The sequence below is a fragment of the Francisella orientalis FNO12 genome (assembly GCF_001042525.2).
Classification (GTDB): Bacteria; Pseudomonadota; Gammaproteobacteria; order Francisellales; family Francisellaceae; genus Francisella; species Francisella orientalis.
The window spans coordinates 952,449-977,989 of record NZ_CP011921.2; the positions used below are offsets into that span (position 1 = coordinate 952,449).

Below are 25,541 nucleotides of genomic sequence, written 5' to 3' on the forward strand. Positions count from 1 at the left end.
GTTAATTGAAAATCACTCTTCTTTAAGCCTCTTCATCATCTGACACAAACCAAGTAGGAAATGGATCTGCTAAATTGGTATATTTTTCTGGATTATCCCAGTAGTCATTTATTAAGCAATCATCTAGAGCAGCTTTTATTTGCTCATCTTTCATCTCATCTTTTAAGCCAATAAAGACTATCTCTCGTCTTCTATCACCACTGATATCATTCCATCTATCTTTTAGCATCTGTTGAAATTCTGGAGTATTTGACTATTGCTCTTTGTCCATGCTAGCCCACCATATACCAATGCCTTGATGTCTGACTAATGCACCTGCTTGAGAAACTTCTCCAACATAATCAGGTCTAGTAGCTAACCAAAAAAAACCTTTTGCTCTGACTACTCCCAGCCAGTCAACATTATCAAAAAAATTCATTATCTTGATAGGATCAAAAGGATTTATTGAGTGATAAACAAAAGATCTAATGCCATATTCTTCCGTTTCTGGTACATGCTCTTTAAAATTATAAAGTTCTTTACTCCATAAAGGATGATTTTCAGCCTCTTCTAAGTTAAATTTTTTTGTATTTACAACTTCATTGATATCAACTTTTGAAAAATTTGTTTCGATTATTTCAGCATCAACATTTAGACCTTTGATTATAGATTTGACAGTCTCTTTTTCTGCTGTTGAGCACCCATTAATTTTGTTTAATATTATGACATTAGCAAACTCTATCTGCTCAACCATAAGATCAATTATAGCTCTATCACCTTCATCATCTAAGCTTTCACCAGTATTTTTTAGATATTTACAAGAGCTGTAATGATTCATAAAATTAACACTATCGACTACCGTAACCATTGTATCTATATAAGCAACATCTGCAAGACTCTTACCCTATTCATCTCTAAACTCAAAAGTTGTCGCAACAGGTAATGGTTCTGAGATACCAGTACTTTCAATAATTAAATAATCATATTTTTGTGATTTTGCTAACTGCTCTACTTCTACTAACAAATCTTCACGCAGAGTACAGCAAATACAACCATCACTAAGCTCAACCATCTTTGCTTTAGTTTTTGAGATATGTGAATCATGATTTTTGATTAGCTCAGCATCAATATTTATTTCATTCATGTGATTAACAATCATAGCAATTTTTAAGCCATTACTATTATTGAGAATATTACTTAATAAAGTAATCTTACCGGCCCCTAGAAAGCCAGATAAAACTGTAACAGGTAATTTTTTCATATATAGAGTTTTCTTGTAGTTAAATTTTGATTGATATAATATACAAACATACAATGTGTTATAATATAACATTTTATTAAATGATAAGAAATGAGTTATACTTTGTTGAGTAAATTAAACAAAGTTTGACTTCTATTAATGAGTAAAAGTATACAAATAGCTAAAAATTTCTGTGAAAAGAATAAATACAGATTTACTAAACCTCGAGAACAAGTACTCCAAACTATTTATAATCAAGACACTCCCCTAAGTGCTTATGATATTTTAGAGATTCTTTCAGCAAAAAAACAAACAAATCCCCCTACTGTATATAGAGCAATAGATTTTTGGTTAAAACATGGTTTTATCCATAGGATAGAAAGTCAAAATTGTTATGTAAAATGTAAAGAAAATCACAAGCATCAAGGCTTTGAAGTATTTGTTTGCCAAAATTGTGGTTTTGTTGATGAATCACATTTTTGTAATCTAGATATATTTAAAGAGTTTCAAAAACTTACCCCTTATCAAATTGATAGTTGGAATCTTGAGTTAAGAGGATTATGCGATAAATGTCTCAATAAATGTTAGTGTAATATTAGTTTTATAGTATTAAATTAATTATAATTACAACTTGTTCCAATATTATTAATACATCTAAAATTTTAACAATAAAAAGGATTTGTCATGAAATTTCTACATTATAAGTATAATAATGATATTTATCCATGTATCTTATCAAAAGACATTTTATATAATATTAAAGATTTTGTATCAGATATTTCACCAAAAAATATTGTTAAACTTACTTCTACAATAAGTAATATTGATATAAATACTTAACAAAAGGTATAAACAAAAATAATATATCTAGCTGCATTAATAACCCTGGAAAAATAGTCGCCATAGGAATGTATTATTTAGATCATTTAGAGCGAGTTAATTTTTTGGTGGACCTAAAATTAAACCAACTAATTTTATATTTTTTCAGAAACCTTCGAGTAGTATCATAGGACCTTACGATCCTATATATATTCCCAAAAACTGTAATAAACTAGATTATGAAAACGAACTTGCTGTTATTATTAGTAAACCTGCGAAAAATATCAAAATATCTGATGCCAATGAATACATATCTGGATATTGCATAGCTAATGATGTTTCTGAAAGAGGACTGCAATTTCAACAACCTGGGCAATATAACATGGGTAAAAGCTGTGATTCTTTTTGCCCACCAGGACCTTACTTGGTTACTAAAGATGAAATTCGTCCAGATGATCTTTTTATAAAGACGAAAGTAAATAATCAAATTATGCAGAATGGTTCAACTAAAACAATGATTTTTAAAATTCCAACATTAATAGCTAAATTAAGTGAATATTTTACCTTAGAAGCTGGAGATGTTATTTTAACAGGAACTCCTCAGGGAGTTCAGCTTGAAAATCAAATTCTTGGTTTAGAAACTAGTTGTATAGCCAATACCTCCCTTGCTATTAGCATTCGTAGTTCCAAAATAGCCTTTTGTATTTGAGTTAAGTATAACAGCATTCAGAAGAATACTATCTGTTGCATATGATAGGTTTGCATTACCTCCTGATTGCATAAAATATAAACGGGTTAAAGTAGAAACATAATTTGATACAATATCAAAATTACCAAACATGACTACATAATTTGCTACATAACCAAAAATATTGCTCTCTGATAAATCTCCTACTGTTCTATACCATGAATAAGGAATTACGTGTGTTCCAGCGCCATCGTTATATACAGTAAGACTACCAAAAGCACTAATCCATTTAGATAATGTAGAAGCTACATATCCATCTATAAAATAAGAAAAATCTTTAGTTTCTCCTTGATTGTGTATTGCATGAAGCCTATTCCAATCAATAAAAGCTGTTTTACCACCTGTATAAATATATCCATCCTCTAGTAAACCATCTTTTCAAGCTTGCATCATAAATAGAGGATGTCCTGTACGTTTAAGTGGATTTAGCATTGCATGTGAAAATACTTCATTAACCCTAAAACCATTTAAAGATTTATATTTAAGATAAGATGTATTTAATTGACTATTTATCAAATCATCATAAGTGTAGGTTTTTATCTGATTAATTTTATTTTTATTTAATGACTCTCCATACTGCATAGCCACATCATCAACTGTTTGTGTTAAATCTGAAGAATAATTATTTTGCTGCTCATTGCTTAAGTTATCAGAATACCCATTTATAAAAAAATGATAGATAAAATAGGTACAGCGACTTTGTGCATTAGACAGCTCTATTAGGTAGTTATGTCAACTATTAACTAACATTATAATTAATATTATAATCAAAAATATAAAGTATATAATATTCTGTATTATAGGAGTTATTTTAACTGATAATCTAGTACCTATAGGGACTCCAATTAGCGAACCTAAAATCATACCGACTGTCGCAGGAATATATACATATCCCAGACATAATTTTGGTAGCATAGAATCTGAAAGACCTGTAACTATATATGTAATAGCTCCTAATAAAGCAATAAAAGGTGTAACAGCCGCTGCTATTGCTGATGACTGACTCATAGTAAAATTTTTATGTTTTAAAAATGGCACAATCATAACACTAGAGCCAATACCAAGAAGTACAGCTATGGCACCAGTAAAGCCACCATAGATAATAGATAATGCCATCTTAGGCTCTATTCTCTGACTAATATTATTACTCTTGCTTTTTTTAGAAAATGATTTAACAGCCCATTTGATAACTGCATAAATCAAAAATATTATAAAAAATATTTTTAGTACTTTACTTGATAAAAAACTTGCAAGTATCGCTCCTAAAATAGCCCCTATTATGACACCATATTTTATAGGAATAGCCACTCTCCATATTATATTATTGGCTCTATGATGCGAATATGTTGTAATAGTTGAAGTAAATATCATTACAAAAAGAGATGTAGCAACTGCTATATGCATGGCATTAGCACTAAAGCTAGGCTCATATACCGATATAAATACCATCATAAGTGGAACTATAGTTGACCCTCCACCAAGACCAAAAAGTCCCGAAAGAATACCAACGATCATCCCTGTGATGATAAAACAAACAGCTAGAAATAACATTTACTCATCCTTTAGAGTATGACTATGTATTTTCATTCTAACATAAAATTAAACTCTTTGTTCTGCGTTAAACTTATCTTTTAGAATAGATAAAGTAGAATCTGTAGCTTGGTTTATAATTATATCATCTAAAGTTTTATCATTATCTTGGAAAAGCATGCTTAAAGCTATGCTCTTTCTTGTATTTTCGTCAGACTCATAGATATCAAAAATACTTACATCTTTTAGTATGCTTATATTAAGGTCATTGATAGCTTTGATAATATCTCCAGCAAGTACAGATTTATCAACTAAGAATGATATATCTCTTGATACAGATGGATATTTAGAAATTTTTTCAAAACTAGGTATTTTTTTGTTAACTAAAACATCTAAGTCTAACTCAAAAACTATAGGAACTTTTGCTTTGATTTGGAAAGTTTTTAAAACTGATGGATGAATTACACCAATAACACCAATCTTATTACCACTAGCAAGTATATAAGCTGATTGACCAGGATGTAGCCATTTAACATCATCACACACTTCAAAGTTTAGATCGGTAATATCAGCACAGAGCGCTTCAATATCAGCTTTAACATCAAAAAAGTCTACTTTTTTTGTACTAGACCAGTTTGGATTTAGTAATTCTCCATAAGATAAACCCGTAATTCTATCAAGTTGAACTCTTTGATTATTCTCTAGTTTAAAACAAGCACCCTTCTCAAATATTCTTATTCTATTTTGTTGACGTGATGTGTTTGCCTTAAATGAATTGATCAATCCAGGTATCAGAGATTGTCTCATTACAGATAAATCTTGAGAAATTGGATTTTTAATAGCTATACCCTTTTGCTCAAAGAAAAAATCAGCAAACTTAGGATCTATAAAGCTATAATTAATAGCTTCATGATAACCTCTATCAACTAATCTAGAGTTTAAAATGTCATAAGATTGCTTTGTTTCAGAAATATTTATCTTAGTTGCGGCATACTTAGGCATAGTTTCAGGTAGTTTTGAATAACCATATACACGAGCAACTTCTTCAATTAAATCTTCAGGTATTACCATATCAAAACGATATGAAGGAGGTGATACTTCTATACAGTTACTATCAAAGCTTGTTTCTACATCCATGTGTAACGCTTTGAGAACTTCTGTTACATATTCTATACCAAAATCAGTTCCTAATACACGATTTAGTTTTTTAATAGAAAGAGTAATTTTGTTCTTTTTATTTAACTTTTCTAAATCTTCTGATCCATAAATTGGAGCAACTTCGCCACCTGCAATTTCATTTATTAATTTGATAGCTATTTTCATCGCTTTTTTAGCTAATTGCGGATCAACTCCACGCTCAAATCTATGTGATGAATCAGTATGTAGATTATATTTACGTGCCTTACCAACAATTTTTTCTGGTACAAAGAATGCGCTTTCTAAGAATATATTAGTTGTGCTATCAGTTATTGATGAATCTAAACCTCCCATTACACCAGCTATAGCTAGAGCTTTTGAATCATCTGCTATTACTAGAGTATCTGACTGTAACTTAACTTCTGTTTCATCTAAAAGAGTTAGTTGTTCATTATTATCTGCATAGCGAACATTTATACTACCATCTAGCTTATCTAAATCAAAAGCGTGCATTGGTTGGCCAGTTAGTAATAATACATAATTTGTTACATCTACAAAAAATGAAATACTTCCAATACTACTTCTTCTTAATTTTTCAACCATCCATAATGGAGTTTGGACGTTATTATTTACATTTTTGATAATGCGACCATAATATGCATAACATGCGTCTGTTGCAGTAATGTTGACATTTTTAGTATCAGTAATAGTTACTTTAGGCTCTAGTATTTCCAAATCTTTAAGTTCTGTTTTTGTAAGCGCAGAAACTTCGCGGGCTATACCATATACACTCAAACAATCGGCTCTATTTGGAGTTAGATCAACTTCGATAATATTATCATCTAAATTTAGATACTTATTAATATCAACACCAATTGGGGCATCTGCAGGTAGATCCATTAAGCCGTCTGCTTTTTCAGCTAAGCCAAGCTCTTCTTCTGAGCACATCATCCCAAAAGATTCTTGTCCTCTTAGCTTTGATTTTTTGATTTTAAAATCACCTGGTAGAACAGCTCCAATTTTTGCAACTGGTGCTTTCATACCTTCATATATATTACTAGCACCACAAACTATAGTTAGAAACTCACCTTCTGCTACATCTACAGTACAAATATTGAGCTTATCAGCATCAGGATGTTTATTGATAGTCTTGATCTGACCAACCACAGCACCACTGACTTTCTCTGAGACAACTGGTTCAATTGCATCTACTTCTAATCCAGCTAAAGTTAAAGTATCTGCCAAATTTTGGCTATTTTGAGTATCTCCTAGATATTCATTTAACCAATTATGTGAAAATTTCATTTATAAACCTCAAATAATAATTAAAACTGTTTCAAAAATCTTAGATCATTTTCAAAAAACATTCTTAAATCATCAATACCGTATCTAAGCATTGATAATCTCTCAACACCCATACCAAAAGCAAATCCTTGGTAATTTTCAGAATCTATATTCCCAGCTTTTAATACTTTAGGATGCACCATACCACAACCAAGAACCTCTAACCAACCACTGTGTTTACAAACTCTACAGCCTTTGCCATCGCACATTACACACTTCATATCAGCCTCCGCAGATGGCTCTGTGAATGGGAAATATGATGGTCTAAATCTTACTTTTAGATCCTTTTCAAAGAATGAGTTAAGAAAAGCATGTAACAAACCTTTTAGATCAGCAAATGAAACATCTTTATCTACAAGCAATCCTTCCACCTGATGAAACATAGGTGTATGTGTAATATCTGAATCACAACGATATACTCTACCTGGAGCTATAATCCTAATCGGAGGCTGTTGCTTTTCCATTGTTCTAATCTGAACACCTGATGTATGAGTTCTAAGTACATGAGTATCATCAATATAAAAAGTATCATGCATAGCACGAGCTGGATGATGCGACGGTATATTTAGAGTCTCAAAATTATAATAATCACTTTCAATCTCAGGTCCTACTTCTACTGCAAAACCATTTTGCTTAAAGAAAGCTTCTATACGATTAAGTGTTTTTGTTACAGGATGTAGAGAACCTTGATTTTGCCCTACTCCTTTTAATGTAACATCAATTTTTTCACTTGCTAATTTTTCATTTAGTTCTGCTTCTTCAAATTTTGCTAATTTTTCATTAATAGCATTTTGAAGTGCTTCTTTTGCAATATTAACAGCTTGACCAAGCTTTGGCTTTTCTTCATTAGGTAGTGTAGCTATTAGCCTCATCATACCTATCAATTCACCTTTTTTACCAAGATATTTTACTCGAATATTATCTAGAGATTTTTTATCACTGACAAGATTTAACTCTTCAAGAGCCTGATCTCTCATTTGATCAACTATTTGCATATTTATCCTTTATTTAAAAACTTGCAGATATTATAGACAAAAAAGATTTTTATTAGAATGTGGTAAGACAAACAATTTAAGAGTTTTAGTTAGTTTTTTTATTTAAGCCATATTTACTAATTATAAAAGCCCCTACAACACTTATTATTCCACCAACTATTGATATATATGCTTCTGTTTCTTCCAAGAAAATCCAACCTAAAAATAAAGAAATAATAGGCATAAAATATAACGAGCTAATAGCAACTGTTGTAGGAATATTTCTAAAAGCATAACCCAAAAATAAATAGCCTAATGCTCCAGGAAATACTCCTATATAAATTACAACAAAGATACTTGTAAAATTTGCAGTAGATAATTCTGCATAAGCCTCATTAGAATATACCATCAACATAATCGTGCCAAACCAAATATAATAGGTAATAGCTTCAATTGGGTGAAACTTTATAAATAAACTTTTCTGGAAAACTGAGTAAATGGCACCTGAAAAACAAGCTCCTTAAACTAAGCAAATACCAATAAACTCAAATGAGGTATCATTCTTTGAACAAAAAATTACTGCAGCACCTATAATGGCTAAGACAAATCCAAAAATACCATACTTATTAATTTTTTCACCCCAGAATATAAATGCAAATACAGCTACAATTATAGGAGCCTGAGCTATAATAAAATTAGCACTAGATGCCGTAATTCTAGATTCTCCTAAATTTAACAGTACATTATATGCAAGAAACCAAAGAAGCCTAAAATAGCAAATCTCAACAAATCTTTTAAATTAGGCTTAGTTTTATTTTTTTGTCTAACAAATATTATAAGCATAACAATACTAGCTATACCATATCTAGCTAATGATAAGCCTCCAGCACTAAATCCATTTAGCATCAAATAACGTATTCCGATAAAAGCTGTTGACCACATTGTTATAGTCATAATCTTGGATCATTTTATTAAGTTTTTTGCCAATTATAAAAGCAATTATTGCAAAAACTATCGCAACTAAAGAAACTTAGCCAAATAATTCCAGGTATTTATGAAAACTACTTATCGTCATTTGAATATCAAAGCCTTTTGACTCATCATACTGTATACCACTTGAAACTACTTGAGCAATTGTCGTACCAATCTTAATACCAATAGCTGATGTTATAAACCATGTTCCCATAGCAAAGCCAGTTACCCTTTGATGTAATAATTTAGCCATTAAAGACAATCCTAGAGCTGAGATTAATAATTCACCAGCTGAGAAAAACACTGTTATTGCTAAAACTTCCCAAAGTATACTAACTTTAGCTGTAGGGTCATTAATCATACAAACTAAAAACATACTACCATATGCTAAACCACAGAATAGGATTCCCAAAGCAAACTTAAATGGTAAGCTAAAATCTTTCGCCCCTAGCTTTGTATATATAAAAGCTAATATCGGGGACAATATAATTACACCAGCAGTATTTAAAACTGATGCATACTCTGAGGATTAACACTATAACCAAATAAATTTAAATTAACATGATGTACGTTAAACAAGAAAAATGGGGTTGATTTCTGATATTCATCAATTTTATCCATAGTAATTTTATTTTAAATTTGATTATAACTAGTATCGACCGGTATGATAAGAAAAATTTCTAACTCAAAGTAGAATTTTGATTGTTTAATTATTATTTTAAATATCGAGTTTTACTCAGGATAAATTATTTTTAACCTAAACTAATTTAGCAATGGTGATATCATATATAATAAATACAGATCTTAAATTCATAATATGCAGATAAAAAAATCAGATATATTTAACTATGCTTTATAGCTTTTCCCGTAGCCTTTGCTAGTATTCCCATATATATTTATACCTGAATATTATCATTCAAACTTTGGTATAAATTTGGTAGTTTTGAGTATAGCTCTTTTTATCCTAAGAACATTAGACGCTATATTTGACCCTATAATAGGTTGGTATTGTGATGAATTTCATTATCCTAGTAAAATTAGTCTAATAGCTATAATCACTATATTCATAGCTGGTGTTTATATTATATGTATCCCTGTATTTACAAATATTATAGTAAATCTTGCCCTTGAAATTTTTTTTATCTACATTGGCTTTTAGCTATATTACAATATTCTCAACAAATAAAGGTGCTCTTTGGTTGAGGGATGATAATAGCAAATTGGTAATAATCTCATCCCGAGAAATTTTTAACATTTTAGGAGTGTTAGTAGCTCCTGTATTACTATCTATTTTTTTAGCTATAATGCCTCACCAAAATGGTTATTTTCTGTATGCTATAGTGGCAATAATATTAATTGTCATATCTAGTATATTTTTCTTAAAATGGATAAATAAAGTTAATCTAGAAGATAAATCTAAGCACGTAATATATAGTTTCAATATTAAAAACTATATCAATCATCTAGATAGAGATGGTATATTTCTATTTGTAGGGTATACAGTTAGTGCTATTGGTTCTACTTTACCTGCTGTAACTATTATTTTCTTTAGTAAATATATTCTCAAAACTCCAGATTTAACAGGATTGTATATATTCGCATACTTCTTAGGAGTAATAGTATTTATTCCTATAATAAAGAAGATATCACTAAGATTTGGAATTATTAAAACGTGGGGTTATGCCCTTTTATTTTATGTCAGCATATTTTCTTTTGTTTTTGCACTATGAAATGATGACTATATCCTTTTTACTATTATTAGCTTTATCTCTGGTGCGGGACTTGCTACAGAGCTAATGTCTTCCAAGTATTCTTTTAGCTAAATGGATAGATAGTTATCCAGAACGAAAAGAGCTTGGTAACGGTTATTATGCTATGCTCACATTTATTGCTAAGTTTAGTTATGCAATAGCTACGATTATAACTTTCCCTATTATTAACTCTTCTTTTGCTTCTGATTCTGCTAATCTTAAGATAGCTCTTAGATTTGTATACTGTGTTTTACCTTGTCTTTGTAAATTAATTGCTGCTGCAATTATATTCTTATGGTATAAAAGTTTATATAAATCTCCAGCTTACAAATAGATATCTTAATTTTATTTTAAATATTATTGATTACTCTCACAATTCTGAAATTAGTTTTAATTTTACTACCAAATCGCCTATTTAACTACACCTATGTACTAATATTCATACATATTCGGCCGTATTTTTAATTATAAATAAATTATTTGAATTTTATTTTAATTTTAATATTTAAATAAAATTAATATAAAATATAATTATTGGCCATTTTAAATACTTTAGTAACACTAATTTAATATTTTATTAATTATGAGGATTAGAATGAAAAAAACTATCACTATCGCTCTTTTAGGTTCAATTGCAGCTACTTCTGTTTATGCAGATGATTTAAATGCTAACATTGTAAACAACTCTATCATTGATTATTCAAATAAAGTTGAAACAGCTGCTGATACTGATCCTAATTCTCCAATTTATACTGTTAAAAGCATAGCTGCTGACGCCGCTAACATACAAGCAAATGGTGAAAAATAGCTAGAGGTCTAGTTTTAACAAATAATGGTAAAGTTAAAATACCTAATGCTGTTAAACCTAAAGACATATATATGAAAGACGAAGCTTCTGCTGCTCAAGGTCTTGAAAAATATAGAGCTGAAAGAGATGAAATTAACGAAACTATCGAAAGATGAACTGAAAAAAGAAACAATGTTTCAGGAGTCGGTAAAAAAGTTAAACAATTAAATTATGATCATAAAATAGCTCAAAAGAAAGCTGTGTTAAAAGCTATAAACACTAAAATTGATATCTTAAAAGGTATTGAGAATGGTGATAAAGCTTATGCTGAAGAAAAAATTGCTCAGTTTAATATTGTTAAAAACATAACTGTAAATGGTCCTACAGCATACTATAATGATATTGCTAAACCTGTTTCATCTGAGTTGACTACCGTATGGAATTCAGCTAGTGCTCTTGATTACATCGGTTATAGAAATAATATAGATAAATTCTGGAGTGCAAGAGTTGCTCTTTGGAATGGTCAATATAACATCAATAGTAAAGATGCTGAAACTGCAATAGAGTTCAATAATATAACTAACTATTTAACTATTCAGGCTATCCAACTTATTCAAGGTGGTAACAGTGATAAAGCTATCGCTACATATGCAAATGTAAATACACTTGCATATACAGTAACTACACTAGGGGATTTAGAGAGTGGAATTCAAGAGAAAATAGCTTCTCCTAGAACTGCTCAATCAATATGTGAAGCTGATTTACTTGATATCAGAGCTAATAGTAATATTGCTACAGCAAGAAATATTTTAAGTGACTTATCTGATGAAAAAGCTGTAGAATCTATTCTTACTCAATTCTTAGATATCATTAATGTTGGTGATATTAAAAGTATATGGTTTAGATAAGCTTGGAAATAATTGGGCTGTTAATGCTATCGCTGTTGCTATAGGTTCTGAAGGTGTTATATATGTTAAAGATCATACTTTAATGTTAAGACCTGCAAGTGCAGTAGCAGCTCCTGTAGCTAATGCTATCGCTGAAAATAGTATATATAAGCAAGTAAGTGATGCTGATAGCATACTATTTGGCCAAAATGCTTGTAACTTCACTGCTGCTCAAAATAGCGAAAATCCTGTCGCTAAAGCAATGGTCGCGGCTACTAAGCAAATAGCAGGACAAATAGCTAAAGGGCAAACTATCGATGCCGCTTTCAAAGAACAAGTTTATGTAGCTCTTCAAGCAACTATGTTCGAAAACTTAAACAAAGTTATTCCTAACTAATTATAATCCTCTATACTCTTATACAAATTCTTATTCAAACTTAATAATTGAGCTCTTTTCAATTTTATCATACGATAATATGAGAGAGTAAATTCAGTCTATAGTATTATATAAATCCTACTTGCAGAAAAATCATAGATTGCTTTCTTTAATTTTAATTCCTTATATCCCAAGATACATACTACTCCCAGAAATTTACTCATAGACTCTATATTTGCAGCAGTTGCATTTACATTTGTCAATTTAATTTTATCTTGAAAAAATAAATTCAAAGGATTTAAGATTAAGTTCTTGATTTTAATATCTGCAACTGTCAATGTTTCATCTGTTGCTTTAATTGTTTTCTGAGGTTAGTTGATACTAGATCTATACTTTTTAAATATTTGTCTGAAATAGTAAAATTAGAAGTTCCTGTATCAACTAAACAATTAACTGGTAAATTATTGTTTATTGCTATTACAATTGTTTGATGCTGAGATAACAATTTAGTTAAGCTAATTGATAGATAGTTTTTTTCTTGTAATAATTGTCCTATTACATAGTGTTGTTTGACTGTTACACCTTTTTTATTTAAATATATTAAATTCTCTGAAAAGTCAAAAATTGCATTATATTTAGCTAAGAAATCTGTACCAATAACAACTACCGGATATTCTTCCCTTTTAGGCTGGTTAGTAATATTGGCTTCGACATTTTGAAGGATAATATCTCCTATCTGAATTTTATCTAATAGTACATTTTGATTTTTAATTTTTTGACCTGCCATATTTGTTGAATAGTCAGAGCTATTTTTTTGACTAAGTTTTGACTGTTCAACGGAATGATTAAAAATACTTATTCATTTTGATCCAGAATCAAAAACTATATAGGCAGATTTATTGTTTACTTTAGCAATCATGTATGGAGCTGTAAATTCTCCTTTACCTTCTATACTCAATTGCTTATAGTTAGTATTTCTTTAAAATACCCTGTAGATCATTAGCAACTGATAAATTAATAAAAAAGCAAAGAATTAACATTAATGAAACTTTTCTAAACATATTTTATTTCCCTTCATTTTTTTGACATTTTTACAAATAAATACTGTTTAACAATAAATAATTATTGATAAACAGTAAAACTTATCTAAAATAGATATCATATCACTAATTACAAGGAATAAAGTTATGCAAAATTTAGAAAAAATTAGTAAATTCTATAAAAATATTTTTAGAATAATATTTATATTGATAATAATATCTGTTCCAACATTTTGGGCTTTCGCACAGAATGAATATATACCTAATGTCACGGATACAGCGCAGCAATATGTTGATCAAATGTCGCAACCAATGGCTTTAGATACTAGAATTATGGAGCTTTTAGTTAGCTTGATACCAGTTTCAGTAATACTTTATATAATTGCTCTTTTAATCAAATTATTTACGTGTTATGAGAGACTTGAGGTCTTTTCTTCGAAAGTAGTTTTGATATACAAAAGATTAGGATGAGGATTAGTATATTATTTTTTTGCTCAAATTATTTTTGAGCCTTTAATATCATTGACTCTAAGCTATTATGTTTCGTAAGTGTATCAATTGGTACTAACGAAATTCTAGCATTATTATGTGGGAGAGTGATTATAACAATATCAAAGGTTATGCAAAAAGCTCATGAACTTGCTGAAGAAAATGTTTAACAATTTAAGGATATTTGATGGCTATAAGAGTTAACTTAGCTAAAATTATGATTGAAAAACAGATAAAATCAAAAGCTTTAGCTAAAGCTATTGGAATTACCGAACAAAATTTATCTATTTTAAAAAATGAAAAAGCAAAAGCTATTAGGTTTTCTACTTTAGAAGCAATTTGTAAATATCTAAATTGTCAACCTGGTGACATACTAGTTCATCATGATTAAAATCTTATAGAATTTAGATGTACAAGTATTTTGTATATCTTGTTACAATTGTATTTAAATAACTCTTAGACAATATAAAATATGAATCTAATAAATTTAAGTAAATACTTTTTGTTTTAACTATATTTTTTATAAATATAAGTTTTGCAAGCTCTGATAAATATCACTTAGAAACTCCTCCGATTCCAGCAGGAAGTCATAAACCTGACTTTAGAAATATGAAAGACGTATCTGAAAAGAAAAAAATCTTTATAGAATTTATGTCAAAAGAAATAGATGAAGCTAATCGAGAACTATGTAAACAAAGACAAACTATTTTAAAACTACAAGATATTCTTAATAACAAACAAGATTTAGATGAAAATCAAAAAACAAAAGTCAAAAAATATACTTCATTCTACAAAATATGGAATGCTAATACTTTATAAGAGCAAGTTAATGCTTTAGTTACAAAAGTTAATATCACCCCTAAAAGTCTAGTAATTGCTCAAGCAATTCTTGAAACTGGCTGAGGAATATTTAGATTTGCAGTTGACTATAATAATTATTTTGGATTACATTGTTTTGAAGAAAACTGTGGTGTCAAGGCTAAAGATTCAGATGTCCAAGTAGAGACTTTTAAAGATGTTGGAGATAGTATTCTTGGATACTACTTTAGATTAAATACTGGAGAAAAGTTTGCTAAATTTAGACAAGTAAGACAAGCTAATGGCAATACTTCTCAACTCATAATACTCTGACAGAATACTCTGCGTTAGAGGGAGATGAATATCAAAATAGATTAAATAGTGTAATTAAATCAAATAATTTAGATAAGCTTAAAGCTTCTTGTTAAAGAATAAGTTCTGAATTAAAGAGATAAGTTCTGTTGTTGATCTGATGATAAACTATCTGGTATTTTTAATTTAAAATGATTGTATGCTAGCAAAGTTGCAATACGCCCTCTTGCTGTACGCATAATGTATCCTTGCTGGATTAAATATGGTTCTATGACATCTTCAATAGTTCCCTTTTCTTCACTAAGTGCAGCTGCCATCGTATCTAATCCTACTGAACCACCACCAAATTTTTCCATTAATGTAAGTAGATATTTATGATCCATATGATCAAATCCTACAGGATCAACTTTTAGCATTGTAAGAGCTTTATCAGCAATATCATAAGATATAACTCTAGAAGCTTTAACTTGAGCATAATCTCTAACTCTACGTAGTAATCTATTTGCTATTCTTGGTGTACCTCTTGAACGTTTAGCAATTTCGTTGGCACCATCGTCTGTAATATCTAGATCTAAAAGCTTAGCCGAACGATAAACTATCTTAGCTAAATCGTCAACTGAGTAGAATTCTAGCCTTTGAATTATACCGAACCTATCTCTCAAGGGTGAAGTCAGAAGCCCTGCTCTAGTTGTAGCCCCTACTAATGTAAATGGAGGTAAATCAATCTTGATTGATCTTGCTGCGGGACCTTCACCAATCATAATATCAAGCTGATAATCTTCCATAGCTGGATATAATATTTCTTCAATAACAGGTCTTAAGCGATGTATTTCATCGATAAATAATACATCGTTCTCTTCTAAGTTAGTCAAAAGTGCTGCCAAGTCTCCAGCTTTTTCTAAAACTGGACCACTTGTTTGCTTAAGTTCCACTTCCATTTCATTGGCAATAATATTTGATAATGTTGTTTTACCTAAACCTGGGGGCCCAAATATAAGAGTATGATCAAGAGCATCCTTTCGAGATTTTGCAGCTTGAATGAAAATCTCCATTTGTTCGCGTACTGCAGGCTGACCTTCATATTCAGCTAAAGTTTTTGGTCTTATAGCTCTATCAATGGAATTTTCATCCTTAGTTTGTACAGTATTTGCTAAAATTATTCTATCTGTCTCGATCATACTTTAATCTTCTAATAAAAATTTAGTCTATTATAACATTTTTAGTGTTTTTAATATTAACTTATAGCTACTATTATTATTTGCTCTAGCCCGTTCTAAATGCTTATAATTGAATAATTTTGCTACCTTAACTATTTATACTAAAAATATTGATTGATAAACTTTGAAAAAGATAAATGTTTTGTCTAAAATCTATTTATAAAATCGACATTAATATATGGAGAAAATAGTGGATTTAAAAGACTTTAAACAAATAGAGCTTTCTCACTTTACCGATACTAAATCAATAAACTATCTTAGAGATGATGCTAGCCATCTTCTTTACTTAGAAAGTTCCGCTTTAGAGGTCTTTAGGGATTATAAGGATCATGATGCTTTGACAGTTAGAGCAGATCTAAATATAAAGGATGTGAAAACAAAAATAATTGATAATCATAAAGATTTTGCACTAGTCATTAGTGCTGAAGATAAAGTTGTAGGGACGATTGCTCTTCATTATATAGAAAGCCAAGCACTTCAAGAAAGAGCTAGAAGCTCAGGCACAAAACCCGCTGATTTAGTTACACATGATATTATGTTACCAATTGCTAAGGTAAATACTGTATCTTACTCTATTATAAAAAATACTAAGATTGGTCATATCCTTAATACTTTGATTAATTCGGATTACCATCATATAGTAGTGTATGATAAGAATGAAAATGGCGAAAAATATATTCGTGGTTATTTCTCTTTACCATACATTAGAAGAAAGCTTGGTTTAGATGTCTATCACGTCTATCAAAAAGAAGGCGTCTCTAATCTTAATAAAGGTATCTAACTGTTTTAATACTAATCAATATATCCTTCTATAACATTATAAAATTGATTTGCCATAATTGTATATCCTTTTTGCATTAGGGTGCACAGCATCAACCATTAAATCTTGGTTGCCAATAATTCCTTCTAAAACATTAGGAACTAACAAACATCCATTAATTTTTGCAAACTCGATATAGTCTTCAGCATAATCATTTTTATAGTATGGCATATCTAAACCTCCAATAACAACTAATGTCTCATTTGCCTGTAGTATATTTACTATACGTCTTAAATTTGCAAAAGCTTGAGCTACAGGAATTCTTTTTCTGAGATCATTTGCTCCTAGTGATACTATTACTATTCTAGAATTAACTTGTACAACATCTTCAATTCTTAATAGTGCTTGACCTGTGGTTTCACCAGATACTCCCATATTTATTACAGGTTCACCAATCATTCTTGATAATTGAGATGGATAGTTGTCATATTTATCTACACCATATCCAGCTGTTAAACTATCACCAAAAGCAATAATAGTCTCACCCTGTGGTTTTTGGTTAACAATTAGCCAATTATTATAGTTTTGATAGATAAAATAATAGTATAATAATGCTAATAAGAGTATCAAAAAATAACCAGAAATATTTTCTTCATCAGATGAGTATCACCAAAAATAAATATGTTAGAAATTATAAAATAGTAACTCTCAAAATACTATATAGTAAGATTAATGGCAACTATAATTAAATTTCAGATATAGATTTTATAATAATTATTTTTTGAGACTTAAAAGCTTTTCTAAAACCTCAGCTATTTTGTTGAAAGAAAGATTTGAATGATCTAGCAGAAGATCTTTTGTACCATGAGTTAAAAACTCATCTTTTAAGCCGAAATTTCTAACAGTTATATTTTTACTTAGATCATTAGCAAATATATACTCATTAACCGCAGAACCTGCTCCCCCAGCTATTGAATTTTCCTCAAGTGTAAATACAATATTATGGTTTTGACATATTTGATTAATCATTTGTTCATCAAGAGGTTTTACAAATCTCATATCAACTACAGTAATATCATACTTATTAGCTAGCTGGTTAGCAAGAGGTAATAAAGTTCCAAAATTTAAAATAGCGACTCTTGAACCTTTTTTAACAAGCTTTGCTTTGCCTAATTCTATATCAAGATTATCAGTAATTTCAGCACCAATACCTGCTCCACGAGGATAGCGTACCATTGCAGGTCCCTTGTATTCATATCCAAGTTCAAGCATATGATATGTCTCGTTTTCGTCACTAGGAGTCATAATTACATGATTTGGAATACAACGCATAAATGATATATCAAAACTACCATCATGAGTTGCTCCATCTGCTCCAACCAGACCAGCTCTATCAACAGCATATAAGACATCTAAATCTTGTAATGCTATATCATGTATAACTTGATCATAAGCTCTTTGTAGAAATGTTGAGTAAATAGCAACTATAGGCTTAAGTCCTTGGCATGCTAAACCACCTGCAAAAGTAACTGCATGCTGCTCAGCAATAGCCACATCGAAGTATCTATTTGGATATTGTTGTGAAAATCTAATTAAATCAGAGCCTTCCTTCATAGCTGGGGTTACACCTACTAAGCGCTCATCTTTAGCTGCTTTTTGACAAATCCAGTTACCAAATATATTTGAGTAAGTTAGCCTAGAAGCTTTTGATTGAGCATCTCCACTATGAAAACTTGGTGCAACATGATGAAACTTAATTGGATCAGATTCTGCTTTAGTATAGCCTTTACCTTTTTTGGTAATTACATGTAAAAGTTTCGGACCTCTGTGATCTTTTAAAATTCTTAAAGTCTTTACTAACTCTACAACATTATGCCCATCTATTGGCCCTACATAATAAAAACCTAAATCTTCAAAAAAATTTGCAGGGACAAACATTCCTTTAGTCTGTGTTTCTATCTTTTTCACAAACTCAAACATCGGTGGAATATTTTTAAGAACTTCCTTTCCTTTTTCACGAATAGAGTTATAAAAGCCACCTGAAATAATCTTGCTAAAATGAGCAGAAAGACCACCAACATTATCAGAAATTGACATTTCGTTATCATTGAGAATAACTAGAATGTCTTCTTTAATTCCTCCGGCATGATTAAGTGCCTCAAATGCCATACCACCAGTTATAGCGCCATCTCCAATTACAGCAATTGAATTAGAGTGCTTACCTTGTAGTCTATCTGCAATAGCCATACCGAGTGCTGCACTTATTGAAGTACTTGAATGCCCTACTCCAAAGGTATCATATTCACTTTCAGATCGATTCGGAAAACCTGAAATTCCACCATCTTTTTTGATAGTAATAAGCTTATCTTTTCTACCTGTTAGAATTTTATGAATATATGTTTGATGACCCACATCCCAAACTATATTGTCATAAGGCGTGTTATAGACATAATGCAAAGCAACTGTTAATTCTGTAGCACCAAGACTACTTGCAAAATGTCCACCACTCACATCCAATGTGTCTACCAAAAAAGTTCTTAACTCAGATGCTAATTCTTTAAGCTGGCCCTCTGGTACAAGCTTAAGATCCGCAGGGGTATTTATCTTATCTAAAATAGTATATTTTGACATAGTATAAAATCTTAATCTAACCCAAAAGTACAATTCTAAAGAACATATACTTTAATAAATTAAACATTTCGTCAACTAGTGGTTATTCCCACTCAATTGTTCCAGGTGGTTTACCTGTTACATCATAAACGACTCGTGATACTTGTTTAACTTCATTTACAATTCTATTTGAAACTATAGATAAGAAGTCATAAGGCAAATTTGCCCATGTTGCAGTCATAAAATCAATACTGACCACCGCTCTTAATGCTATGACATATTCATATCTACGCTGATCTCCTACGACTCCAACTGACTTAACCGGTAAGAAAACACCGAAGGCCTGAGAAATATCATGATACAAATTATGCTTATAAAGCTCTTCAGTAAAGATCACATCTGCTTTTTGTAGAGTTTCAACATACTCTTTCTTAATTTCGCCTAATATCCGTACACCAAGACCTGGTCCTGGGAACGGATGTCTATAAAGCATATTATATGGTAAGCCTAAGCCTAAGCCTAGTTTACGTACTTCATCTTTAAACAGCTCTCTTAATGGTTCTAATAGTTTAAGCTTCATCTCTTTTGGCAAACCACCAACGTTATGATGAGATTTGATAACATGAGCTTTAGACTGACTATTACCAGCTGACTCAATTACATCGCTATATATTGTACCTTGAGCAAGCCATTTCGCATTGTCGATTTTAGCTGCTTCTTCATCAAAAATATCAACAAAAAGTTTACCTATAATTTTACGCTTTTCTTCAGGATCGCCGATACCTTTTAGAGCATCTAAAAATCTATTTTTAGCATTTACACGAATAACATTAATATCCATATGCTCTGCAAATACTTCCATAACTTGGTCGCCTTCGTTAAAACGAAGTAATCCAGTATCTACAAATATACAGGTAAGTTGATCGCCAATAGCCTCATGTAATATTGCTGCTACCACAGATGAGTCAACACCACCTGATAAGCCTAAAATTACTCTATAACTTCCAACCTGTTTTTTTATTTCTTTAATATCGTTTTCAATAATATTTTCGATATTCCAAAGAGCATCACATTTACAGATATTTAAAGCGAAATTTTCTATAATTTGTTTACCATTCTCTGTATGAGTAGTTTCAGGATGGAACTGTACTCCATAAAAAGGTTTACTCTTGTGAGCAACAGCTGCAACAGGAGCATTAGCTGATGATGCTATTACTTCAAAGTGTTCGCCAGTTTGAGTAACTTTATCACTATGACTCATCCATACAGACTGTTCTGTTTTAAGATTGGAAAATATATTTTCTGATGATTTTAAGATATTAATGATCGCTTTACCAAACTCACTTTGATCAGCACCTTTGACCTCTCCACCATGCTGCATCACCATTGTTTGCATACCATAGCAGATACCTAAAACAGGAACTCCTAATTCAAAAACTATTTCCGGAGCTTTAACATCTGAGTCATACACAGACTCAGGACCACCAGAAAGGATTATACCTTTAGCTTGATAATCTTTGATAAAATCATCTGTTATATCATGAGGAAATATTTCACAAAAGACGCCAACCTCTCTCACTCTACGCGCGATAAGTTGAGTATATTGCGAACCAAAATCTAAAATCAAAATCTTATGATTATGTATATCTTTCATTTTTATAGAAATAAATATTTTCTTAAAAGAATATTTTAACCTAAATGAATTTGATTGTAATTAGCTTTTAGTGATAAATATAATATTAAATATATAGTCGTATAAGACTTTCGTAGGAAACTAAATTATTAGACTAATAAAAAAGCTCCATTACTCGACGTCTAAAGCTAAAATCAGGATACTCAACCCCAACAAAGTATAGACCATGTGCTTTAGCTGTTTCAGCTGCTCTCGTTCTGTCCTTAGCTTCTAATACTAGCTTAATCCATTCTGGAGATTCAAATTCTAAACCTACTTTTAGCAATGAGCCTATAAAATTTCTAATCATATGGTGCAGAAAAGCATTACCAATAACCTCAAATACTATAAAATTCCCCAGTTTGATAAACTCAGCTTTTTGAATATTTCTAAATGGCGTATTAGACTGACATTGAGATGATCTAAAAGATGTAAAATCTTGTTCACCTAATAAGTATTTACAGGCTTGATTCATTTTATCTATATTTAACTCTCTATTTTCCCACAAACAATGTTCCACAAATATTGGTGAACTAGTTATATTATTATAGATAATATAATTATAGGTTCTATTTATTGCTGTAAATCTCGAATTAAAATCATTATCAACTTCTCTGATATCTAGTATTTTGATATCTTTTGGTAAAAGAGCATTTGTACCTCTCATCCAAGAGCTAAGAGTCCTATCTGCATCCGAATGAAAGTTAACAACTTGCGAAGTCGCATGTACGCCGGTATCAGTTCGACCAGCACAAGTAACTTCTATATTTTGATTTGCAATTTTTGAGAGTGCTTTTTCTAGCTCTTCTTGAACACTTGGCGAATGAGATTGCCTTTGCCAACCACAGTAGTTTTTACCAAAGTACTCAATTTGTAGTAGATAATTTTTCATAATTAGCCAAGAAATTTAATAACTCTAGAGTGAAGTATTTCCATCTCTTTTAGAATCAATTTTGAGAAATTAATAAAACCACGCACTAAACTATCAAAATGATAATGTTGTACCTCAACATCATGTCTAAGAAGTCTTTCAGCAAATAATAATCCCTCATCTTTTTTTAAAGGGTCATAGCCTGCTGTCATAACTAAAGTTCTCGGCATATTATCTAATTCTTTGATATAAAATGGCGATATTTCTGGAGAGCGTTTGTCCATACTCTCTGGTACATACAACTCAGAATACCATTTAGTTTTTGCCTTGGTCAAAATATAACCACTAGAGAAATCTTCTAATGATTTTGTTGGCATATGTGATAAATCTACAGATGGGTACAGAATAATATTATTCTCGATTTTAACAGTACCTTTTTGTAGTAGGTTATAAGTCGCTAAAACTGTCAAGTTAGCTCCTGCACTATCACCCATTAAAGTAAATTTCTTACGAGATACACCAAGTTTTTTGGAGTGCTGATAAACATGTTCTGCAACAAACTCTACATCATTTAAACCAGCTGGAAACTTATGTTCAGGTGCAAGACGATAATCAATAGCAAAAACAATCCTATTAGTGGTTAATGAAAGCTTACGGCAAAAAGCATCAAATGAATCAAGTGTACCAAATACAAATCCTCCACCATGAGAAAAAATTATTACCTTAAGTTTCTCATCAACTTTAGGATTATATACTCTAACAGGAATATTGTGACCATCATCATGTGTGATTTCAATATTTTCAACACTCTCAATATCCACTTTAGGATAACTATATAACCCTAGTGATGCAGCTGCCTTTCTTGTAGCATCAATATCTTGACGATTACCATCTCTGTCAAACTTACTAATAAATGTCAATAGATCTTGTAATTTAGCAGGTATAGTTTTGATACCTCCATATAAGTCTAGAACCTTTTTAAGAATTTCTGCTTCAAGTGCTTCTTCATGCTCAGAATTATCCCTAGCTATAACTTTAAGCCATTCTTTTTTATTTGGAGATAATAATTCAATAGGTGTTGATAAGTACCGAGCAATACCTAGCTCATGACAATCATTTTCAGCATAAAATGACAAGTTATTCACCATCCATTTGACAATTTTTTCAGCTTTATAATTATTTGTTTCTCTTATTTCTAAAACATTATACAAATTTCTAACATCATATGACCAAGGGACATAGTCAACAATAAAGTTACAGCTAATATAGTTAAGTCCAGCTTCTCTTGCTAATGCAAACTCTGGGAAGGCGGTCATACCTATAACACCACCTCCCATGCTTTGGAAACATTTAGCATCAATTATTGTTGGAAATTGTGGACCCTCACAAACATAACACTGCTTAAAATGTATATCAAAATCAAATTCTTGCTTTTTAGTCCTAATCTCTTCAGCAATACTCTCAGTTATGGGTTTAATTAAGCAAACCTTGTTCACAAAAGGTAAACTCTCGCAAGGATTTTGTTCTATCAATGAACTAATATGGAATAACCATATCTCCAGGTTTTAACTCTTCTCTTAAACTTCTAACTGAAGATAAGGCAATTATAGAAGTAGCTCCATATTTTTTCAAAGTATATACATTTGCTTTGTAGTTTATTTGATGTGGTAGTATATTCTGACCTAAGCCTGTTCTATTTAGGAATAATGCTTCTTTATCTTCTATTTTTATCTTAAAGAGACCATTTGAGCATAACCCAAATAGAGTTTCTCGTGATAGCTCCTCTATAATCTCAAAATCATCAAAAGATTCAAAACCACTACCTCCTACAATTGCCCACATATATCATTTATCCAAAAGTTGCTTCTAATATTTTTCTATCTTTACAAAAAAGGGCTATTCTAAATTTATCGCCATGATTTACTACTCCAACACCTCTAGGTGTTCCTGTCATCAGTAAATCATTTTCAGCCACAGATATCTCATTTTGACTTAAAAAATCTATAATTTGTTGAGGTTTATAAATCATTAAATCGTAGCTACCTTGTTGAATTAAGGAGTTATTTTTATATGCTTTAAAGTTTAAAAATTCAATATCTTGACTATCAATCTCAACAAAATCACTAATTATAGCGCTATTATCAAAAGCTTTAGCTAATTCCCATGGTAGTCCATTACTCTTAAGTTTTGATTGCAAATTTCTATCAGTTAAATCTAAGCCTAAACCTACTACTTTTATATTTGAATCATGATCAAATGCAAAGACTATCTCACATTCATAATGTATTTCTCTAGTTGGGGATAATCCAAGATCTTTAGATATACTTGAATTAGGCTTAATGAATATAACTGGACTATCTGGAACTTCATTATTTAGCTCATGAATATGTTCAACATAATTCCTACCAACACAAACCACTTTTGATTTTGTCAGATCAATTTGCATAATTTATTTCCTTTTATAAATTGTGTAATCAATTACAATTTAAAATCTTCTCCAAGATATACTTTTCTAACTGTCTCATCAGCTAAGACTTCTTCTGGAGAACCAGCGGCTAGCATATTTCCAGCATTCACAATATATGCTCTTTCACAAATATCAAGCGTCTCACGTACATTATGGTCTGTAATTAATACACCTATCCCTCTATCTTTAAGATGTCTTACAACTTCTTTAATTTCAATTACCGAAACTGGGTCAACCCCTGCAAATGGTTCATCGAGGAGAATAAACTTAGGATCCATAGATAATGCTCTTGCAATCTCAACCCTTCTTCGCTCTCCACCAGATAAACTCATACCTAAACTTTTGCGAATATGTTGAATACTAAATTCATCTAAAAGTTCATTAAGTTTTTCTTCTATTTGGATTTTATTAAGCTCTTTACGAGTTTCTAATATAGCTACAATATTATCTTCTACACTTAGCTTTCTAAATACAGAAGCTTCTTGAGGTAAATATCCCAACCCTCTTCGTGCTCTTAAGTGAATTGGCATTTTTGTTACATCTTCATCACCCATACGTACCTTGCCACGTGTGGCAGCGACAAGTCCAACAATCATATAGAAAGATGTGGTTTTTCCCGCACCATTAGGACCTAGTAATCCAACAATTTCACCTGTTGAAACTTTCATAGACACATTATTTACTACCCAGCGAGCACCGTACTTTTTACCCAATCTTTTTGCTTCTAATGTATATTTTTCCATTTTAAACCACTCTTAAAA

Annotated in this window: 17 protein-coding genes and 9 pseudogenes; 10 read left to right on the plus strand and 16 right to left on the minus strand. The window is 30.7% G+C overall.

The features are described from left to right. Nucleotides 1–22: 22 nt before the first annotated feature. Nucleotides 23–1,240 (minus strand): annotated as a pseudogene (locus FNO12_RS04880) (GTP-binding protein). A gap of 138 nt (nucleotides 1,241–1,378) precedes the next feature. On the opposite strand from FNO12_RS04880, the gene FNO12_RS04885 reads away from it, so the two are divergent. The 3 genes from FNO12_RS04885 to FNO12_RS04890 all read left to right on the plus strand — a co-directional run bounded on the left by FNO12_RS04885 (nucleotide 1,379) and on the right by FNO12_RS04890 (nucleotide 2,747). Next, nucleotides 1,379–1,807: a Fur family transcriptional regulator gene (locus tag FNO12_RS04885; RefSeq protein WP_014715469.1), complete on the plus strand. Its 429-nt coding sequence runs from the start codon at nucleotides 1,379–1,381 to the stop codon at nucleotides 1,805–1,807. 96 nt (nucleotides 1,808–1,903) lie between these two features. Then, entirely contained in the window at nucleotides 1,904–2,059 is a 156-nt protein-coding gene (locus tag FNO12_RS09545) for a hypothetical protein (RefSeq protein ID WP_030005609.1), read from the plus strand. A gap of 184 nt (nucleotides 2,060–2,243) precedes the next feature. Continuing rightward, complete coding sequence (locus tag FNO12_RS04890) at nucleotides 2,244–2,747, plus strand: fumarylacetoacetate hydrolase family protein (protein ID WP_231138798.1); 504 nt, start codon at nucleotides 2,244–2,246, stop codon at nucleotides 2,745–2,747. A 417-nt stretch (nucleotides 2,748–3,164) separates the two neighbouring features. Here FNO12_RS04890 and FNO12_RS09650 read toward each other — a convergent pair whose 3' ends face one another. The 6 genes and pseudogenes from FNO12_RS09650 to FNO12_RS04920 all read right to left on the minus strand — a co-directional run. Further along, a complete protein-coding gene (locus FNO12_RS09650; protein WP_030005611.1) occupies nucleotides 3,165–3,374 on the minus strand; it encodes a hypothetical protein in 210 nt (69 codons plus the stop codon). Between the two features lie 144 nt (nucleotides 3,375–3,518). Further along, nucleotides 3,519–4,337, minus strand: a complete 819-nt coding sequence (locus FNO12_RS04900; protein WP_014715470.1) for a sulfite exporter TauE/SafE family protein — start codon at nucleotides 4,335–4,337, stop codon at nucleotides 3,519–3,521. Between the two features lie 48 nt (nucleotides 4,338–4,385). Then, nucleotides 4,386–6,758 (minus strand): phenylalanine--tRNA ligase subunit beta, encoded by a 2,373-nt coding sequence (pheT, locus tag FNO12_RS04905; RefSeq protein ID WP_014715471.1) that lies wholly within the window; start codon nucleotides 6,756–6,758, stop codon nucleotides 4,386–4,388. A 20-nt stretch (nucleotides 6,759–6,778) separates the two neighbouring features. After that, nucleotides 6,779–7,792, minus strand: coding sequence for a phenylalanine--tRNA ligase subunit alpha (gene pheS, locus FNO12_RS04910; RefSeq protein ID WP_014715472.1), 1,014 nt, complete (start codon nucleotides 7,790–7,792; stop codon nucleotides 6,779–6,781). Nucleotides 7,793–7,877: 85 nt separating this feature from the next. Continuing rightward, nucleotides 7,878–8,725 (minus strand): annotated as a pseudogene (locus FNO12_RS04915) (DMT family transporter). A gap of 1 nt (nucleotide 8,726) precedes the next feature. Continuing rightward, nucleotides 8,727–9,343 (minus strand): annotated as a pseudogene (locus tag FNO12_RS04920) (POT-type proton-dependent oligopeptide transporter); the annotation flags it as partial. A 343-nt stretch (nucleotides 9,344–9,686) separates the two neighbouring features. Here FNO12_RS04920 and FNO12_RS10530 point away from each other — a divergent pair. The 3 genes and pseudogenes from FNO12_RS10530 to FNO12_RS04930 all read left to right on the plus strand — a co-directional run bounded on the left by FNO12_RS10530 (nucleotide 9,687) and on the right by FNO12_RS04930 (nucleotide 12,565). Beyond that, nucleotides 9,687–10,473, plus strand: a pseudogene (locus tag FNO12_RS10530) (MFS transporter). 145 nt (nucleotides 10,474–10,618) lie between these two features. After that, nucleotides 10,619–10,828, plus strand: a complete 210-nt coding sequence (locus tag FNO12_RS10535; RefSeq protein WP_030005613.1) for a hypothetical protein — start codon at nucleotides 10,619–10,621, stop codon at nucleotides 10,826–10,828. Nucleotides 10,829–11,089: 261 nt separating this feature from the next. Further along, nucleotides 11,090–12,565, plus strand: a pseudogene (locus FNO12_RS04930) (hypothetical protein). A gap of 98 nt (nucleotides 12,566–12,663) precedes the next feature. Here FNO12_RS04930 and FNO12_RS04935 read toward each other — a convergent pair. Beyond that, nucleotides 12,664–13,605 (minus strand): annotated as a pseudogene (locus FNO12_RS04935) (retroviral-like aspartic protease family protein). A gap of 126 nt (nucleotides 13,606–13,731) precedes the next feature. Between FNO12_RS04935 and FNO12_RS04940 the strand changes: the two are divergent. The 3 genes and pseudogenes from FNO12_RS04940 (at nucleotide 13,732) to FNO12_RS10540 (ending at nucleotide 14,892) form a co-directional block, all read left to right on the plus strand. Next, nucleotides 13,732–14,243 (plus strand): annotated as a pseudogene (locus tag FNO12_RS04940) (DUF2975 domain-containing protein). A 17-nt stretch (nucleotides 14,244–14,260) separates the two neighbouring features. After that, the gene (locus FNO12_RS04945; protein WP_014714945.1) at nucleotides 14,261–14,464 is read left to right on the plus strand and encodes a helix-turn-helix domain-containing protein; all 204 of its coding nucleotides are present in this window, start codon (nucleotides 14,261–14,263) and stop codon (nucleotides 14,462–14,464) included. Between the two features lie 218 nt (nucleotides 14,465–14,682). Continuing rightward, on the plus strand, nucleotides 14,683–14,892 hold the full coding sequence (locus tag FNO12_RS10540) for a hypothetical protein (protein WP_014714946.1): 210 nt from the start codon (nucleotides 14,683–14,685) through the stop codon (nucleotides 14,890–14,892). A 422-nt stretch (nucleotides 14,893–15,314) separates the two neighbouring features. Here the strand turns inward: FNO12_RS10540 and ruvB are convergent, their stop codons facing one another. Beyond that, nucleotides 15,315–16,361 carry a Holliday junction branch migration DNA helicase RuvB gene (gene ruvB, locus FNO12_RS04960; RefSeq protein WP_014714947.1) on the minus strand — a complete coding sequence of 349 codons (1,047 nt, stop codon included), beginning with the start codon at nucleotides 16,359–16,361 and terminating at the stop codon, nucleotides 15,315–15,317. A 229-nt stretch (nucleotides 16,362–16,590) separates the two neighbouring features. Here ruvB and FNO12_RS04965 point away from each other — a divergent pair, with 229 nt between their 5' ends. Beyond that, on the plus strand, nucleotides 16,591–17,181 hold the full coding sequence (locus FNO12_RS04965) for a CBS domain-containing protein (protein ID WP_174805280.1): 591 nt from the start codon (nucleotides 16,591–16,593) through the stop codon (nucleotides 17,179–17,181). A gap of 11 nt (nucleotides 17,182–17,192) precedes the next feature. Here the strand turns inward: FNO12_RS04965 and FNO12_RS04970 are convergent. From FNO12_RS04970 to lptB, 7 genes and pseudogenes are all read right to left on the minus strand, one after another. Continuing rightward, nucleotides 17,193–17,816 (minus strand): annotated as a pseudogene (locus FNO12_RS04970) (GDSL-type esterase/lipase family protein). 118 nt (nucleotides 17,817–17,934) lie between these two features. After that, nucleotides 17,935–19,791, minus strand: coding sequence for a 1-deoxy-D-xylulose-5-phosphate synthase (gene dxs / locus FNO12_RS04975; protein WP_014714950.1), 1,857 nt, complete (start codon nucleotides 19,789–19,791; stop codon nucleotides 17,935–17,937). Between the two features lie 82 nt (nucleotides 19,792–19,873). Next, on the minus strand, nucleotides 19,874–21,424 hold the full coding sequence (gene guaA, locus FNO12_RS04980) for a glutamine-hydrolyzing GMP synthase (protein WP_014714951.1): 1,551 nt from the start codon (nucleotides 21,422–21,424) through the stop codon (nucleotides 19,874–19,876). Nucleotides 21,425–21,557: 133 nt separating this feature from the next. Further along, on the minus strand, nucleotides 21,558–22,334 hold the full coding sequence (gene truA, locus FNO12_RS04985; RefSeq protein WP_014714952.1) for a tRNA pseudouridine(38-40) synthase TruA: 777 nt from the start codon (nucleotides 22,332–22,334) through the stop codon (nucleotides 21,558–21,560). 2 nt (nucleotides 22,335–22,336) lie between these two features. After that, nucleotides 22,337–24,155 (minus strand): annotated as a pseudogene (locus FNO12_RS04990) (alpha/beta hydrolase fold domain-containing protein). Nucleotides 24,156–24,162: 7 nt separating this feature from the next. Beyond that, entirely contained in the window at nucleotides 24,163–24,759 is a 597-nt protein-coding gene (locus FNO12_RS04995) for a fumarylacetoacetate hydrolase family protein (RefSeq protein ID WP_014714953.1), read from the minus strand. A gap of 32 nt (nucleotides 24,760–24,791) precedes the next feature. Further along, the gene (gene lptB / locus FNO12_RS05000) at nucleotides 24,792–25,523 is read right to left on the minus strand and encodes an LPS export ABC transporter ATP-binding protein (RefSeq protein WP_014714954.1); all 732 of its coding nucleotides are present in this window, start codon (nucleotides 25,521–25,523) and stop codon (nucleotides 24,792–24,794) included. Nucleotides 25,524–25,541 lie beyond the last annotated feature (18 nt).